At 35.8% G+C, this 17,040-nt stretch carries 15 protein-coding genes; 7 read left to right on the forward strand and 8 right to left on the reverse strand.

Annotated features, from left to right (window positions below):
- Positions 1-9: 9 nt before the first annotated feature.
- From M014_RS0103290 to M014_RS0103310, 4 genes are all read left to right on the forward strand, one after another.
- Positions 10-588: a CYTH domain-containing protein gene (locus M014_RS0103290; protein ID WP_026590437.1), complete on the forward strand. Its 579-nt coding sequence runs from the start codon at positions 10-12 to the stop codon at positions 586-588.
- A 201-nt stretch (positions 589-789) separates the two neighbouring features.
- On the forward strand, positions 790-1,188 hold the full coding sequence (locus tag M014_RS0103295; protein ID WP_026590438.1) for a globin domain-containing protein: 399 nt from the start codon (positions 790-792) through the stop codon (positions 1,186-1,188).
- A complete protein-coding gene (locus tag M014_RS0103300; protein WP_026590439.1) occupies positions 1,188-2,081 on the forward strand; it encodes a ClpXP adapter SpxH family protein in 894 nt (297 codons plus the stop codon). The genes M014_RS0103295 and M014_RS0103300 overlap by 1 nt, the downstream gene beginning before the upstream one ends.
- Positions 2,082-2,847: 766 nt before the next feature.
- Entirely contained in the window at positions 2,848-3,120 is a 273-nt protein-coding gene (locus tag M014_RS0103310) for a hypothetical protein (RefSeq protein ID WP_026590440.1), read from the forward strand.
- A 202-nt stretch (positions 3,121-3,322) separates the two neighbouring features.
- Here the strand turns inward: M014_RS0103310 and pepF are convergent, their stop codons facing one another.
- From pepF to mecA, 4 genes are all read right to left on the reverse strand, one after another.
- A complete protein-coding gene (gene pepF / locus M014_RS0103315; RefSeq protein ID WP_026590441.1) occupies positions 3,323-5,149 on the reverse strand; it encodes an oligoendopeptidase F in 1,827 nt (608 codons plus the stop codon).
- Between the two features lie 47 nt (positions 5,150-5,196).
- Entirely contained in the window at positions 5,197-6,438 is a 1,242-nt protein-coding gene (locus M014_RS0103320) for a competence protein CoiA (RefSeq protein ID WP_026590442.1), read from the reverse strand.
- A 97-nt stretch (positions 6,439-6,535) separates the two neighbouring features.
- Complete coding sequence (cls, locus tag M014_RS0103325; RefSeq protein WP_026590443.1) at positions 6,536-8,080, reverse strand: cardiolipin synthase; 1,545 nt, start codon at positions 8,078-8,080, stop codon at positions 6,536-6,538.
- Positions 8,081-8,159: 79 nt separating this feature from the next.
- Complete coding sequence (mecA, locus tag M014_RS0103330; protein ID WP_026590444.1) at positions 8,160-8,837, reverse strand: adaptor protein MecA; 678 nt, start codon at positions 8,835-8,837, stop codon at positions 8,160-8,162.
- 357 nt (positions 8,838-9,194) lie between these two features.
- On the opposite strand from mecA, the gene M014_RS0103335 reads away from it, so the two are divergent.
- Positions 9,195-9,866 (forward strand): TerC family protein, encoded by a 672-nt coding sequence (locus tag M014_RS0103335; protein WP_026590445.1) that lies wholly within the window; start codon positions 9,195-9,197, stop codon positions 9,864-9,866.
- Positions 9,867-10,055: 189 nt separating this feature from the next.
- Here M014_RS0103335 and spx read toward each other — a convergent pair whose 3' ends face one another.
- Positions 10,056-10,451 (reverse strand): transcriptional regulator Spx, encoded by a 396-nt coding sequence (spx, locus tag M014_RS0103340; protein WP_000258267.1) that lies wholly within the window; start codon positions 10,449-10,451, stop codon positions 10,056-10,058.
- A gap of 593 nt (positions 10,452-11,044) precedes the next feature.
- On the opposite strand from spx, the gene M014_RS0103345 reads away from it, so the two are divergent.
- Entirely contained in the window at positions 11,045-11,248 is a 204-nt protein-coding gene (locus M014_RS0103345) for a hypothetical protein (protein WP_000225326.1), read from the forward strand.
- 34 nt (positions 11,249-11,282) lie between these two features.
- Here M014_RS0103345 and M014_RS0103350 read toward each other — a convergent pair whose 3' ends face one another.
- Entirely contained in the window at positions 11,283-12,932 is a 1,650-nt protein-coding gene (locus tag M014_RS0103350; RefSeq protein WP_026590446.1) for a peptide ABC transporter substrate-binding protein, read from the reverse strand.
- A gap of 597 nt (positions 12,933-13,529) precedes the next feature.
- Here M014_RS0103350 and M014_RS0103355 point away from each other — a divergent pair.
- Positions 13,530-14,921 carry an MATE family efflux transporter gene (locus M014_RS0103355; protein ID WP_026590447.1) on the forward strand — a complete coding sequence of 464 codons (1,392 nt, stop codon included), beginning with the start codon at positions 13,530-13,532 and terminating at the stop codon, positions 14,919-14,921.
- Between the two features lie 144 nt (positions 14,922-15,065).
- Here M014_RS0103355 and M014_RS0103360 read toward each other — a convergent pair whose 3' ends face one another.
- On the reverse strand, positions 15,066-16,001 hold the full coding sequence (locus tag M014_RS0103360) for an ABC transporter ATP-binding protein (protein ID WP_026590448.1): 936 nt from the start codon (positions 15,999-16,001) through the stop codon (positions 15,066-15,068).
- Positions 15,994-17,037 carry an ABC transporter ATP-binding protein gene (locus tag M014_RS0103365; protein ID WP_026590449.1) on the reverse strand — a complete coding sequence of 348 codons (1,044 nt, stop codon included), beginning with the start codon at positions 17,035-17,037 and terminating at the stop codon, positions 15,994-15,996. The genes M014_RS0103360 and M014_RS0103365 overlap by 8 nt, the downstream gene beginning before the upstream one ends.
- Positions 17,038-17,040: the final 3 nt, after the last annotated feature.

Below are 17,040 nucleotides of genomic sequence, written 5' to 3' on the forward strand. Positions count from 1 at the left end.
GCCTAAACCATGACACAAGAAATTGAAATTGAATTTAAAAATATGGTCACAGAAGAAGAATTTCAAGTATTATGTAACGCCTTTTCCATTCAATCACTTGCAGAGCAAGTGAATCATTATTTTGAAACACCTCAGTTCTCTTTAAAAGCAGCGGGCTCTGCTCTTCGTATTCGCTATAAAGGTGGAGCGTATACACTCACTTTAAAACAACCCGCTGAAGTTGGATTACTAGAAACTCATCAATCTGTAACAAAGCAGGAAGCAATGCAAATGATGGAAACAAATCAGCTCATTACGGGCCCTGTGCTAGATCAATTACATAAACTTCAAATCCCTGTTTCTACTTTAGCTTATATGGGAAGCTTAACAACAAAGCGAGCAGAAACTACATTCGAAGGCGGCACACTTGTATTTGATCATAGTTTCTATTACAATCACGATGATTATGAACTTGAGTATGAAGTACAAAATGAAGCAGCGGGCAAAGCGGCTTTCCTCAATTTGTTAAACAAATATCATATACCTGTTCGTCATACAAAAAATAAAGTGCAACGCTTTTTTCTTGCAAAACAAAACGAAGCACGCTAAAGTGAAACTTCCATGAGCGAACGTTTTTCTCACTGATGGTTAGCCCTCACCAATCGGGCTCTTACGGTCAGTAAGACCCTAACTGATTAAAGTTTCACTTTATTTTAAGCAAGAGATTGTACGAAAGCTGTTTAGTTGCTCTTCGTGACAATCCATTGCTACAATAGATATACATTTGATGGAAAAAGGAGTTTATACAGGATGAACAAGCAACCGATGACACCATTTGAAGCAATTGGCGGTGAACAAGCCATTGCAACATTAGTCGATACGTTTTATTCCTATGTCAGTAAACACCCTGACTTATCTCCGATCTTCCCAGACGATTTGACAGAAACAGCCAGGAAACAGAAGCAATTTCTAACGCAATATTTAGGTGGACCGAATTTGTATACAGAGGAACATGGTCACCCTATGCTAAGAGCACGCCATCTCCCTTTTGAGATTACACCAAAGCGAGCAAAAGCCTGGTTAGCATGTATGGAACAAGCGATGGAAGATACGGGAGTACACGGGCAGATTCGAGAATTTGTTTTTGAACGTTTAACATTAACTGCGCAGCATATGGTCAACACTCCAAACGAAACAGGTGAAGCGTAATGGATAAACAGGAAGCAAAGCATATACGCATTCCTTCTCTTTCCAAGTGCGAACATAAATCTGTAGAAGCCTATTTGTTTATTGATCCGCTCTGCAAAGATTGCTGGGACATTGAACCAGTTATTATTAAGTTATGGCTCGAATACGGAACATATTTTTCGATTCGGCACATATTAACCGGCAAAGTGGAAGGGGCAATCGCCTCCCCACACAAATGGAATAAACCTGCTAATATTCGATTTGTGTGGGAAAAAACAACAAGTTTGCAAGGCTTTTCATGTGATGGAAAAGTGCATATGCAAGATGCCTCATCTACACCGTATTTAGTTTCTATTGCAATTAAAGCAGCTGAGTTACAAGGCCGAAAAGCAGGTTCGAAATTTTTGCGGAAACTCCAAGAATACATTTTTCTTGAAAATGTATCAAAACCAGATTTAGAATTACTACTTGCTTGCGCAGAGCAAAGCGGTATTGATGTAGAAGAATTTAAAAAAGATTTGCATTCAATTAGTGCAAAAAAAGCATTCCAATGTGATCTAAAGTTCACAAATGAAATGCACATCACCGAAATCCCTTCTCTTGTATTCTTCCATGCAAATTCAGATGAGGAAGGCATTAAGATTGCGGGCATTTATTCATATAATGTATACGTACAACTCTTAAAAGAACTTGTAAAATTTGATATCGAGCCTGCTCCGTTACCACCACTAGAGACATTGCTAGAGATGGCTCAATTTATGTCATCTAAAGAAATTGCATTTATCTATGACTGCTCGGAGCAAGAAATAGAACGCGAGCTCAAAAAATTGTCATTAAAAAGAAAAGTACGAATGGTTGAAGTAAAATGTGAGCGTTATTGGAAATGGATTGCAAAAGAAAAAGACCTGGTGTAAACACCAGGTCTTTTTCTTTACGGCTTATAAAAATATTAAAGGGGATGGGAGAAATTTTCACGTTCAAACAAAGGGGTATATGTTTGTATGTGAATTCGTTCACATCTATTATATTACAAGATTCGACGTCAGATGACAACCCTTTTTGTCGAATTTCACACTTCTGTCACATTCTAAACGTTTTCATTACTGAATAAGCTATAAAAAGAAACTTTTTAGGAGGGATTTGATGAAAAAAACACATATCTTCTTTCTTCTTTTTTGTACTTGTATTTCTTTTTTCCTGTACATCCTTTCACTATTACAAGCATTCCCAAAGATTATTGCCTTGCCGCTTTTGTTTGCAATCATCTTCGTTAGCCTCTCTTATTTCAATCATAGAAAGCGTTTTAAAGGTTTTTAAAAAGAACGCTATGTTAAATTTCTCTGTTGATATTCGAAAGTAACAGACGATTGTTCTTCATACAAAAAGTACGAGAGCGGTTTGTTTCGCATGACACTGAAGGACATCACCTAAGAAATTAGAAAGTTAAGCATAGCAAATCAATACGTCCTGAAAGAGTTCTTTGAACAAATCAGAGCTCGAAATGACGATACAACAGTTAGTAAAATGATGCTTGAAAACTATCTGTTCTCAACGGAAATGACGTATGATACACTTTAATTATCAGAATTTACAAAATTAAATTCTTTTAGAGAACTAGCAAGATAAGATTTCAATTGTTAGATATTATTAAAAGTAGGTGAGGGATTGAATTTTAGTAGAATGGGATTTGAAATGATAGACCCGAAAGAAAACTTAGATTTTGGATTTGAAGATATAGCAGGTTTATCCAGAAGATGTAAATTTTCTGATTGCACACATACAAGCGAGCCACACTGTGCCGTTAAAAAAGCCATTTCAGACGGTACTCTTTGTGAAGATACATTTAATCACTATTATAGAGATAAAAACGAGGCAGAATATGTTTCTAAACAAAAGAATAAAACAAAGGGTGTTGACTACATGAAACAACTGAAACTCTTTCAAAAAACGTAGTTAATATGAAATTGATAAATAATCAACACGATCGTTTAACATACTTGGACCGATTTTTCTATTTAATAATCGAGGGCTTAACAAAACAAGGGAACTCCATCAATAGGAGTTCCCTTACTTTTTACTGAAATCAACAATATTATGTAACAAGGCTAAAAAGAAAGAAGGCGAGAATTTCCCTCTCGCCCTTCTTCTTTCATTATTATTTCCCTTCAAATAATAATGCTTCTAATTCATTTAACTTTTCCTCAAATACTTGAAGTGCTTCTTTAACAGGCTCTGGAGATGCCATGTCTACTCCTGCTTTTTTCAGTACTTCAATTGGATAATCAGAGCTTCCAGCTTTTAAGAATTCGTTAATATAACGCTCTACAGCTGGTTGCCCTTCTTCTAAAATTTGTTTTGATAAAGCTGTTGCCGCACTAAATCCTGTTGCATATTGATATACATAATAGTTGTAATAGAAGTGCGGAATACGAGACCACTCTATACCAATTTCTTTATCGATGACTAAAGCATCGCCAAAGTATTTTTTATTTAAATCATAGTAAATTTCCGTTAACATATCTGGCGTTACTGCATGACCTTCTTGCACTTTTTTATGAATGATATGCTCGAATTCAGCAAACATCGTTTGACGGAATACAGTTCCACGGAATCCCTCTAAATAATAATTTAGTAAATATAAACGCTCTTTCTTATCTTCTGTCGTTTTTAGTAAATAATCATTTAAAAGTGCTTCGTTACAAGTTGATGCAACTTCTGCAACGAAGATTGAATAGTCACCATAAACATGTGGTTGTACTTTTCTTGTATAGTAGCTATGCACAGAATGACCAAACTCATGTGCAAGTGTAAATAAATTGTTTACATTATCGTGCCAGTTCATTAAAATATACGGATTTGTTCCATATGCACCAGATGAATATGCACCGCTTCGTTTTCCTTTGTTTTCATATACGTCTACCCAGCGGTTTTCATATGCTTCTTTCAAAATTTCAACATACTCATCCCCAAGGACGTTTAATGACTTGAGTAGAATGTCTTGTGCTTCTTCATATTTCACATTCATTTTCACTTCTGGTACAAGCGGTGTATATAAATCGTACATATGCAATTCATCAAGACCTAATGCACGTTTACGAATGTCAATATATCGGTGCAATAAATGTAAGTTGTCATTTACCGTCTTAACAAGCTGGTCATATACTGTTTCAGGAATGTTATTATTGCTTAACGCTGCTTGGCGTGCCGAATCATATTTACGAACGCGCGCATTAAAATTATTGCGTTTCACCGCACCGCTAAGTGTACTTGCAAATGTATTTTTATATTTCCCATACGTTTCATACACTGCATGGAATGCATCATGACGAACACGAGGATCATCACTTTCTAAAAATTGAGTATAACGACCATGTGTTACTTCTACTTCTTCACCATTCTCATCTTTAATAGATGGGAATTTCAAGTCCGCATTATTCAGCATACCAAATGTATTACTTGATGCACTCAGGACTTCAGATGCTTCAGCTAACAATGCTTCTTCAGCTTCTGATAGTACGTGTGGACGCTGACGTGTAATTTCTTCTAAAGCATGTTCATATACACTTAATTCTTTGTTTTCTTGTAAGAAGGATTGTAACTTTTCTTCTGCAATTGTTAAAATTTCAGGAACGATATACGCCGTGCTGCTGGCAGCTTGAGAATATAAGTTGCTTGCACGATCATTTAACGCTTGATAAACAGAATTTGTTGTATCTTGATCGTAACGCATATGAGCATATGTATATAATTTTTCTAATCTCATCGAAACTTCATCTTCATACTGTAAAGCCGCTAATAATGAATCAGCAGAATCACCTAGTTTCCCTTTAAATTCAGCTAACTTCGGCAATAACTCTTTCACTGCTTGAAATTCTTTTTCCCATTCTTCATCCGTTTGGAAAATATCTTCCAAGCGCCATGTGTTCATTTCCTCAATCTCACTACGGTCCGGCAATGCTTTTGCTGTTTTTTGATCAGCCATATTATAAACCCTCCTTCGAATCTCTATTTAGTACAATTCGATTCTTGTTATGTAATTCCTTCCATGTACTCTCTTATTATATCCGCTTTTCCTTCTCTCATGTTGTACTTTGTTTCGAATAACGATAATGCATGCGACAAACAAATCGCATCATATTCTTGTATTTCCCCTTCCGTTTTCAGTATCATAAATTGCCTGATTTTTCGGTACTTATGCACATTCACCATTTCAATCATTCCTGCTTTACATAAAAACGTTATATATTCTAGAATCGCTAACCTCCATACATTTTGCGAAAAATAAGGTAACGTACGCCGCTGAATATTACGTCTTTTATTTACATAGGAAAAAACGGCATGTAATGAAAAGTATTCTCCAGTTTTAAATTTACCAATGAAATCTATACAAAGAAGAGCTTGCCATATAAAAGGATGTGTTTGAAACGCAAATGCAGATGGAAGAGGAACACCAATTTCAGATGGAAAACAAGAAGGTGAAAGATGATATTGATATAAAAGGTGTAAAAGTGATTTATGACTATAATTCCAAATTGGAAGGACATTCGTTCGAAAATAAATCTTTTTCTTTTGCCACTCCCGCTCCAATCGTTCTTTCGTAATGACTGCTTGGCAAAAGAGCTCCTCAAAAGTAACGGTGCGCACCGAAAAATGAGTGATGTGTGAAAAATAAACATTTGTAGAAAACGGCGTAAGCAGTTCGCATTTCATAAATGATTTTGTATTTGGACAAAAAAAGAGAAGGAAAGGCTGAGGATAAGATTGTATGCAGAGAAAGTGAAACGAGGATAATGAAATCCAGTAAGCAGAGTGCTTTTTCATTTGATTTCTGCCTAATATCCAAATGATTTGTATTCCTGCTTTCCAATAGGAAGAAGTTCGTTTTAATAACTGTTCCGTGGATAAAGAGGCACATTGATATTCAATTGCAATCTGTCTCTCTTTCATTTCAATAAAAAGATCGGGTCTTTGGCGAATCCCTGGGAGGTAATGTTCGATTTTCACATGAAACCCTTGTGACCTAAGCCATTTATATAACTGTTCCTTCCCGCGCATATGATAAGCAGATTCCGGCTCAGATGAAACGAGGCACTGATTTACTTTCTTATGAGCAAAATGCCATCTCTTTTGCTTACCTAACTTGAGTTGTACCTCCCGCCCGCAAACCGGACAAAAAAAGCGCTCTTTCTTTCGCATTGCAAGCAGTTCCTTTTCATCTCGGCTTTCAAGAAGGTGAACCTTCCCTCCATTTTCTCTCCTTGCGACAAACATCATACCACATCCTTTCTATATTGCTTTGTATTCTACAATTTATTACAAATTCCTTTCTAAACAAAAAGAGGACATCCTTGTAAGAATATCCTCTTCTTCATAATAAAGGCGATAGTAAACGGTACGCTGATTCCACAATCCTCCTATGAAGACGGCGTCTATGAAAGCGATCCACATGAATTTCACTTGATACTTGTAAATCATCTTCAAAATCTTTAACAAGCTTTCGAATACTATTTGTATCATATAAAAAGGCATTCACCTCAAAATTTAAATGGAAGCTTCTCATATCCATGTTCGCTGTACCAATTGATGCTAAATCAGAATCAACAATGACAATCTTACTGTGCAGGAAACCTTTTTCATATTCATATATCTTTACCCCTGCATCTAATAACTCTGGAAAATAAGACCTCGATGCATAAAATACAGTCCGTTTATCTGGTTTACTCGGCATTAATAAACGGACATCAATGCCAGCAAGAGCTGCTACTTTTAATGCAGATAAAATATCATCATCTGGAATAAAATATGGCGTAGCAATCCAAATGGACTTCCTTGCCGAAGCAATCATTGCAAAATAAAGATGCTTAATTGTCTCCCATTTATTATCCGGCCCGCCTGCAACAAGTTGTACACCGCCCCAATGATCTCCATCAACAGCTTTCGCCTGTAAATATTCAGGTGCTAATACAGCTTCACCTGTCATATAAAACCAATCTTGCAGGAATATGAGTTGCAAACTTTGAACTGCTTCACCTCGTAAATATAAATGTGTATCTCGCCAAAATCCAAAATATTTATTTTTCCCTAAATATTCATCACCAATATTTAGCCCGCCTACAAACCCCTCATTTCCATCAATCACAACGATTTTCCGGTGATTTCGGTAATTAATTTTATCGTTTAAAATCGGAAAACGAACCGGAAAGAATGGAATCATTTCTACACCTGCATCGTTTAGTTCATCAATATAAGCGTTTGACAGTTTGAAACTTCCAACCGCATCATATAAAAAACGGACGGTAACACCTTCCAGCGCCTTCTGCATTAAAATCTCTTTAATTTGTGTACCGAGCTTATCATCACGTACAATATAATATTCCATATGAATATGATGCTTCGCTCTTTGCAATCCTGCTAAAATCGATTGAAACGTTTCATCACCATTCGTTAACACTTTTGTTTCTGTCTGAAATGAAATATTTAAGGCGCCAAGCCTATCCGCTAAACGAAATAATAATTCTTGATGTTTATGATTTTGCAAAATGCGTTCGTTATAATCATCATGCCCTTTGTACTGCAAAAAAGCTTGTTCGTCCAAAAGAGCCTTCTTTTGAAACATTCGTTTTCTGCGAAAATTTTGTCCAAATAATAAATAGGCAAAAAAACCAACTACAGGAAAAATGCCTAGTACAATTAACCACGTCAGTGTTTTAGATGGATGCCTGTTTTCTAAGAAAATGACACACCCAATTAAAAATGCAGAAACAGTAAATACGATACTTATAATTCCTAAAAACGAAATATCTTTTATGCCTATAACATCCGAATAAAATGCTACATCAATAAACATGCGTAACGAAACAAACGCTGCGAATAAACCTAGAAAAAAGACAAGTAACTTTAGCGTATTTTTCATTTCTTCCCCCCTACTTACGAAGCATTTCTATTGTCATACCCAGCATATAAAAAACCGATTTCATAATATTGAAATCGGCCTAAGTTTTAGAAGGAAAATGACTGCGAATCGTCTCAAGTGCATGTTCTTTAACGACCTGTTTGCCGTACTCACTTACACGGTGAACCGTTAATGTAGATTCTTCCCCATACTCTAAAATAATACTTAAAATACGGTCAATTTCTTCTTCATCGTGTAGCACTTCATCGAATTCAACATATACATAATAGCGGTCTTCAAACGAATACAACTCATCTTTTATATCTTCAAATATGAGACGATGACTTAAAGAAATGACATCTTCAAAATCATCAAATTTAATTAAAAAGCCTAATGTTCCATCTTCGTTAAAGTTTGTCCCCGCCTCTATCTCTTCCTCTAATTCTTGTTGAAATAGTGATTCAATCCGCTCATCTAGAGGGATATCAATAATTTTATCTAGACCTATTGGTAATTCTAATTTTTGTCCATCCTTTGAAAGCTGCGCTTTTGTTACAAGTACTTCAATGCCTTTATCAAGCGCCTGCACTTGAATCCACAGTGGTCCATCAATAAAGAAATCATCATAATCGTGCGCTTCATCCATCATTTCCCAAAACAATTGTTCGCTTCGTTCACGATTGTACCAGATCTCTTCACGATTAAACCCTCTATCTTCTATATCAATGTACGTAATAAAAAATTTCATCGTATGATCATTAATTCTTTCAATGTCCAAAATACAACTCTCCCTTCCTATTTGGAATTGTTATGAAGGGATTCCCCACTCATATGACAAATCAATAGATTCTTGTACTTTCATTTTATGATAAGATTCTCCAGAATGGAAATAAAATCGTTTTATTTTACAAAAACAGTCATTCGCCTAGATTATTGTTCGCAAATCAATTATAATTCCTTACTCTTATATATTCCATTATATACACTTACCATATAAACCTCATTAATAAAAAAATGGACATACAATTACACTTCGCACCGTACAATTGTAATAGAGCTGGTCAGGCTTTTTTTATTCTATACATATATCCACACCTGTACTCTTTATTAAAACAGAATAAATGGAGGCAAAATAATGGAGTTAGATTTTTTGACATCTATACTAATGATTGTCGGTATCGATGTTGTATTAGGCGGCGATAATGCAATTGTAATCGCACTTGCAAGCCGAAACTTGCCCGAATCGAAACGAAATAAAGCGATCTTTATTGGTACGGGCCTAGCAATCGTACTGCGAATTCTCCTTACAATACTTGCCGTCTACTTACTCGATATTCCTTTCTTACAGCTTATTGGTGGCATCTTACTTACACTGATTGCCGTAAATTTACTTACTGATAATAGCGATGATCTTTCTTCTATACAAGGAAAAACGACATTATTTCAAGCAATTCGTACAATTGTATTTGCCGATCTCGTTATGGGTTTTGATAATGTCCTTGCGATTGCGGGGGCTGCTCATGGAAATTTCACACTCGTGATTATCGGATTATTAATTTCCATTCCTATTATTATTTGGGGAAGCAAGCTTATCTTACTACTTATGGAGCGTTTTCCCTTTCTCATTTATTGCGGAGGAGCAGTTCTTGCTTACACCGCCGGAAAAATGATCACCCATGAAACACGGCTTACAAACTTTTTTCAGCAAAACCCTATCTTTGCAACAAGTATGCCCTTCCTCTTTATTTTCACAGTATTAACAATTGGATTTATTGTGCAACATATCAAATTAGGAAATGCAAAGTAAAGTTTGTATTTTCTAATTTGATATAGATTTATATAAACCAAAACTGAAAAGCCTTTCTATTTAGGCAAAAGAGAGCATAGTAGCAACTTATATAGCCAAAAATCAAAATGGGTTGTATACAAATGAATATATGTATGCGAAAACCTTCTACTTTACAGTAGAAGGTTTTCATATACAAAACTTTTATTATTAATTTACAAGACGCTGTGCTTCACGTAACTGAAATGTTCTTACTGTACGTGGTAAGAAACGACGAATTTCATCTTCGTTATAACCTACTTGAAGACGTTTTTCGTCAATCATAATAGGACGGCGTAAAATGCCTGGGTAGTCACGAATCATCTTATATAAATCTTGAAGTGGTAAAGATTCTAAGTTAACATTTAACTCTTGGAAAACTTTCGAACGAGTTGAAATGATCTCATCCGTTCCGCTTTCTGTCATGCGTAAAATTTCTTTAATTTCCTCAATCGTTAATGGATCCGAGAAAATATTGCGTTCTGTATAAGGAATATGATTTTCCTCTAGCCATAATTTCGCCTTTCTACAAGACGTACAACTTGGAGAACTATATAGTGTTACCATACAAGACTCACTCTCCTTAAAGAGTACAAATTCTGTACTACTTACAGTTTAAATTTCTATTTTCCAGCAATTCCCCACTATAACTTATCCTACAACATAATGAAAAATTGCCTTACATGTAAACAACAACTTTTAAGCAAGTAACTCTTATTAAACAACAATTACTTTAAATAAGTAACTTCTATAATCATTATACAATAGATTGAGAAAGAAATATACAGGAAATTTCCTTTCTTAATGGGAAAACTCATCTTTCATTAAGCTAAAATTGTCATGGGTTTTCATGGAACAAATCCTTCTATTTTATTAATATATATACCTTTGGTGCTACTTCTTAACACGTTTATAGAAGCTGTCCATCCAATCAACCAGTTGCTAAAGATATCGTTTCCTTACTCTTTTCATCATAAAACAGCGGTGAAATGTAAGACATACGAGCGCACAGAACATTTGTTCTTTTTTATTCTATCAAATCCCCTAGTTACTGTCTAGCTTATTTTCAAGTAAAATAAATTTATTTTCTAACTTTTCTTTCTTTTCTTTCTTTTTTTTCATACAATAAAGTTACGGACAGGCAAAAGGAGGAATTCCATATGGTTGCTTTTTTTATTGATTTTGCCATTGTCGCTGCCCTCGTTATTGGAATTACAGCATTGATTGGTGTCATTACAAATGGCATTGGCGAAAAGCTATTTGGCGGGAAAGAGAAAATGAAATTTGTTGATAAAAGTGCCGAAGTACAATCCGGCTGGAAGCAAGTTGGCGGAAAAGGGATTTATAAAAAACGAACATACTAAAAAGAAGCAGGAATTTCTCCTGCTTCTTTTTAAATTATTTTTCTACCGATGCCCATTTGAAGCTTAAATCTCCGCCGTAATTATGTTTATAAATATTTTTCACTGTTCCTCGTTGTAAGTAAGCTGAACTGCGTTGATATACAGGAGCAATTGCCGCATCATCCAGTAGTATTTTTTCTGCTTCAAGTAAACTATTCCAGCGTGCTTGTACATCGCTACCGTCAGTCTTCGCTTTCATAATAATTTCATCGTATTTCGGATTAGAATATTTCATTCTATTTTGCGCACCATCTGTTACAAACATATCAAGATACGTTACTGGATCTGGGAAATCTGGACTCCATAAAGAAAATGTCATATCATAGTCTCCACTTTCTTCAAGTTTAAGCTTTTGCGCAAATGGCTGTTGCTTAATTTTTAATGTAAAACCAGGTAAGTTCTTTTCTAACTCTCCTTTTAAATACTCCCCTGTTCTCTTAGATAAATCTACATCTTCATTTAATAGCTCAATCTCAATCTTATCTTTTCCTAATTCTTTTTTACCAGCTTCCCAATATTTCTTCGCTTCTTTCGCATTTGCTTTTACTAACTCCCCATTTTCAGCTCGGAAGTCTTTTTTATTTGGCCCAGTAATAAATTTGCTTGGAATTAATCCTGTCGCTTCAGTAGAGCCATTGTTTAAAATCGTCTCAACAAGTGGTTTACGTTCAAAGGCAAGAGAAATTGCTTTACGTATATTTTTATTTGCTAAAGCTTCATTTTTCTGATTGAAACGAAGGTAGGATATAGTAGCTTCATTTGCAGTTTTAAACTCTTTATCCCCTTTATATTTATCAACAAACTCAGATCTCAAAATAGCACGATCTATCGCTTTTGTATCATATAAGTTAATCGATGTTGCCATGTCTTTTACAATATTAAAGTTCACTTCGTCTAGCTTCACTACTTTATTGTCCCAGTATGATGGATTTTTCTGTATTTGGAAATTTCTTTCATGTTTCCATTCACTTAATACAAACGGTCCATTATATAGTGTCGTATTTGCCTCTAAACCAAATTTGTCCCCTTGCTCTTTTGCATACTTTTCATTTACTGGATAGAAAAGTGGATAAATCATTAAATTTTCAAAGTAAGGAACTGGATGTTCTAATTCTACTTCTAATGTATAATCATCAACGGCCTTTATCCCTAATTGATCTGGCGCCATTTCTTTTTTATTAATTTTCTGTGCATTCTTCACATCAAACATGATATATGCTGATACTGCAGCTTTATCTGGATTAATCGCTCGCTGCCAAGCATATACGAAATCTTTCGCTGTTACAGGATCTCCATTTGACCATTTCGCATCTTCGCGTAATTTAAACGTATATTTTTTCCCATCTGCCGATTTTTCACTTGATTTTGCTACACCGGGGACAAGTTTGTCTCCTTTATCAAGGCGGTATAGCCCTTCCATCGTATTATTCATCACTCGTGATGATACTGCATCAGCTGATAATGCTGGGTCCATTGTTGGAATTTCCTGTGTTTCAGTTAAATTGATGACTTGTTTCCCGTTAGCCTTACCGCTATCCCCTTTTGCACTCGCTTGCGGCTCGTCCTTTTGATAACTACTACACGCCCCTAAAATCATACTCATTGCTAATGTCGATGCTACAAAAACTGGTACTTTTTTCTTCATTCTGCTACCCCTCCCAAAAATGTTAGCCCTTTCATTTTCAAACAGAAAGAAATATATGTATGTTCTAATAATTCATATTATACACATAAATACATTCTTTGTATATTTATTTTCCTATCTTATTAAAATTTTCTGCTAATACAACATTTTTTTGCAAACGTTTTATATTGCGTATTTAAACACCTAAAATACTAAATTTAACCACATTTGTAATTATCTAAATTATCAGAGTATAATTAATTTTATATTATATAATATTTTTCGCATGATTATTCCCTTCTCATATACGTTAGTTCTCCCTTTCATCAAATCTGTAAGACTTTTATTATAATTTCACATGCACCATACATAAATCCATTTTGATTTTTCTATATAGGTTGCTGATCTAAAAAAGATATCTCCACTCTTCTCTCCTTTTGTCTTCACGCGGCATGGGGCTAAAAAAGGATCCGACCGCTTCTATATTTGTACCTATATATGTCCTATTTTTCTTTGAAATATATATTTGTTAACCAAGTTCCAAAATCAATGCAAGTGTTGCTAAAGTGTGTTAAGATACATTTTGTTTAAAAAGATATCAGTAAAGTGAGGGATGATATGACAGAGGTTACATCCAAAAAAGGGCAAGAAGAACAGTTAAATTTATTCTTCTTAACATGGCCCATTTTTTTAGAAGTGTTTCTTTTTATGTTAATGGGGATTGCTGATACTTTTATGCTAAGTGCACTATCAGATGACGCCGTATCAGGTGTTGGAGCTGCGAATCAATACCTTCATATCGCAATCTTAGTACTAGAAGTAATCGGAAATGGGGCTGCTATTGTTGTATCGCAGTATCTTGGTTCTAAACGATATATGGAAGCATCAAAAATATCCGCATTAGCAATCACTTTAAATTTAGGAGTCGGGCTCGTTATAAGCGCAGTTTTTCTTTTATTTTCAAAACATATGATGACTGCAATGAATTTACAAGGTGATGTATTGACTTACGCCCAAAATTATTTATCGATTGTCGGGGGAGCTATTTTTCTTCAAGCCATTATCAATTCACTGGCCGCAATTATTCGTGTTCATGGATTTACAAAACAAGCGATGTTCATTTCACTAGGGATGAATATTCTTCATATTGCTGGAAATTATATACTTATTTTCGGAAAGTTCGGTATGCCTAAACTCGGTGTTCAAGGGGCAGCTATTTCCTCTGCTTTCAGCCGACTTATCGCACTCATTGTTTTCTTCTGGCTACTATATCGCGTCATGGAATACCGCGTCAAATTAAAATACTACTTCACTTTATCAAAAGAATATGTAGGAAAAATCTTAAAAATTGGTATCCCATCGGCTTTTGAGCAAGTTATGTATCAAGCATGTCAAATTGTCTTTTTATATTATGCGACATACTTAGGAACAGAATCCTTGGCCGCAAGACAATACGCGACAAACATTTCAATGTTTACTTATTTATTTGCTATCGCCATCGGAATGGGAACAGCAATCATCGTTGGGCGTCTAGTTGGTGGAAATGCGAAAGATGAAGCATATATACGCGTGTGGAAAAGTGTAAAATGGGCCATCGGTGTCACGTTGTGTATGGTCATTCTCGTCATAACATTCCGTACACAGTTAATGGGACTATTTACAAATAACCATGATATTATCACTTTAGGATCAACCGTTCTTTTATTAAGTATTCTGCTAGAAACAGGGCGAACAATGAATATTGTAATCATTAATTCTTTGCGGGCTGCTGGTGATGCAAAATATCCTGTTTTAATCGGGGCATTCTCAATGGTCTTAATGAGTTTACCACTTGGCTACTTTTTTGTATTTTATTTACACATGGGACTGCCTGGTATTTGGTTAGCCATTGCCATTGATGAGTGGACACGCGCGATCATCATGTTCTTCCGCTGGAGAAGTAGAGCTTGGGAAAATTATGCACTTGTTAAACCGGAGACTTCTGAAGAGTCAGCACCTGTTCAAGCTTAATACAAAAGGAAATTCATAAAGTATGGGGATCTGACCGCCTACATGAGCTGATGCTCTCTCCCATCCAAAAAGAAAGAGTTTATATCAGTTTTCTAATTTGTATGTATAAAAAAAGAAGCGACCTCCCAGGCCGCTTCTTTTCTATTATTGATAGATTTCTTTATATTTCTTGTATTCTGCTTCGGAACAAAGAACAAAATGTCCTGGACGGATTTCTCGCATCTTTGGCTCTTCATTTCCATATTGATGCTGAGATGGATCGTATACGATACGCTTACGATTGCGCTCGTAATCTGGATCTGGAAGCGGAATTGCTGATAATAGTGATTTTGTATACGGATGAATTGGATTCTCGTATAACTCGTCACTACTTGTTAATTCAACAATTTGACCGCGATACATAACACCAATGCGATCACTGATGTATTTTACCATGGATAAGTCATGGGCGATGAATAAATATGTTAAACCCTTTTCTCTTTGCAGTTGTTTCAATAAGTTTACAACTTGCGCTTGGATCGATACATCAAGTGCTGAAATCGGCTCATCCGCAATAATAAATTCTGGTTCTACCGCAAGTGCACGAGCGATTCCGATACGTTGACGTTGTCCACCAGAGAACTCATGCGGGAAACGATTGGCATGCTCTTTATTTAAACCAACTGTGTTCAATAATTCATGCACACGATCCATGCGGTCTTTTTTACTTTTTGCTAAACCGTGAATATCAATGCCTTCTGCAATAATATCTCCAACTGTCATACGAGGATTTAATGACGCATATGGATCTTGGAAAATCATTTGCATTTTACGATTAAATTTCTTTAATTCTGCACGTGACTTCTTACCATGTACATTTTCACCATCGAACAACACTTCTCCACCAGTTGCATCGTATAACCTGATAATCGTTCTTCCAGTTGTTGATTTTCCGCAACCAGATTCCCCTACAAGTCCAAATGTTTCACCGCGATAAATATCAAATGAAATATCGTTGACCGCTTTTACAACACCACCACTAACATTAAAGTGCTGCTTCACATTTTTTACTTCAATTAATTTCTCACGCTGATTAGTCATGTTGTTCACCTGCTTTCATTTGAAGAATTCGTTTTTGAACGACTTCTGGCGGTTGTACTTTTGGTGCTTGCTCGTGAAGTAACCATGTTGCTGCATAATGTGTATCACTTACTTTAAATAACGGTGGTTCCATTTCGAAATCAATTTTTAACGCCTGTGGGTTACGTGGTGCAAATGCATCCCCTTTTGGCGGTTTTAATAAATCTGGAGGCGTTCCAGGAATTGCATATAACTCAGCTTCTGAACCATCTAAACTTGGCATAGACGCGATCAATCCCCATGTATAAGGATGTTTTGGGTTGTAGAAAATTTCATCAACCGTACCAATTTCAACAACTTTACCTGCATACATAACTGCAACTCTGTCCGCAACGTTTGCTACTACGCCTAAATCATGCGTAATGAAAATAATCGCCGCTTCTGTTTTCTGCTGAATGTCCTTCATAAGTTCTAAAATTTGCGCTTGAATTGTAACGTCAAGTGCTGTTGTCGGCTCATCCGCAATCAATAATTTCGGATTACAAGCTAGCGCCATTGCGATAACAACACGTTGTCTCATACCACCAGAGAATTGGTGTGGGTATTGCTTTAAACGCGCTTCTGGGTTTGGAATTCCAACAAGGTCAAGAAGCTCTAAAGCAACTTTACGAGCATCCGCTTTACTCATCCCTTGGTGTTTAATAAGACCTTCCATAATTTGATTACCGATTGTCATCGTTGGGTTTAATGATGTCATCGGATCTTGGAAAATCATTGCAATCTCTTTCCCACGCACTTGCTGCATTTCTTTTTCCGTTAATTTTGTTAAATCACGACCATCAAATACAATTTCTCCTTCTTTAATGCGTCCTGGAGGATTAGGGATTAATCCCATTAGTGCTTTCGAAGTAACTGATTTCCCAGAACCAGATTCTCCTACAATCGCTAATGTTTCTCCCTTTTTCAAATCAAATGTAACTCCGCGAACAGCTTGTACTTCGCCAGCGTGTGTATCAAAGGAGACCTGTAAATCTTTTACCTCTAACAATGTTTTCATTTT

Source organism: Bacillus sp. UNC437CL72CviS29 (assembly GCF_000482345.1).
Taxonomy (GTDB): domain Bacteria; phylum Bacillota; class Bacilli; order Bacillales; family Bacillaceae_G; genus Bacillus_A; species Bacillus_A arachidis.

Coding starts and splice junctions, on each gene's coding strand:
- M014_RS0103310 (WP_026590440.1), top strand. CDS start 2,848: ATGGGATTTGAAATGATAGACCCGAAAGAAAACTTAGATTTTGGATTT.
- M014_RS0103320 (WP_026590442.1), bottom strand. CDS start 6,438: ATGTTTGTCGCAAGGAGAGAAAATGGAGGGAAGGTTCACCTTCTTGAA.
- M014_RS0103300 (WP_026590439.1), top strand. CDS start 1,188: ATGGATAAACAGGAAGCAAAGCATATACGCATTCCTTCTCTTTCCAAG.
- M014_RS0103290 (WP_026590437.1), top strand. CDS start 10: ATGACACAAGAAATTGAAATTGAATTTAAAAATATGGTCACAGAAGAA.
- M014_RS0103355 (WP_026590447.1), top strand. CDS start 13,530: ATGACAGAGGTTACATCCAAAAAAGGGCAAGAAGAACAGTTAAATTTA.
- M014_RS0103295 (WP_026590438.1), top strand. CDS start 790: ATGAACAAGCAACCGATGACACCATTTGAAGCAATTGGCGGTGAACAA.
- M014_RS0103350 (WP_026590446.1), bottom strand. CDS start 12,932: ATGAAGAAAAAAGTACCAGTTTTTGTAGCATCGACATTAGCAATGAGT.
- spx (WP_000258267.1), bottom strand. CDS start 10,451: ATGGTAACACTATATAGTTCTCCAAGTTGTACGTCTTGTAGAAAGGCG.
- M014_RS0103360 (WP_026590448.1), bottom strand. CDS start 16,001: ATGACTAATCAGCGTGAGAAATTAATTGAAGTAAAAAATGTGAAGCAG.
- M014_RS0103365 (WP_026590449.1), bottom strand. CDS start 17,037: ATGAAAACATTGTTAGAGGTAAAAGATTTACAGGTCTCCTTTGATACA.
- M014_RS0103345 (WP_000225326.1), top strand. CDS start 11,045: ATGGTTGCTTTTTTTATTGATTTTGCCATTGTCGCTGCCCTCGTTATT.
- M014_RS0103335 (WP_026590445.1), top strand. CDS start 9,195: ATGGAGTTAGATTTTTTGACATCTATACTAATGATTGTCGGTATCGAT.
- pepF (WP_026590441.1), bottom strand. CDS start 5,149: ATGGCTGATCAAAAAACAGCAAAAGCATTGCCGGACCGTAGTGAGATT.
- cls (WP_026590443.1), bottom strand. CDS start 8,080: ATGAAAAATACGCTAAAGTTACTTGTCTTTTTTCTAGGTTTATTCGCA.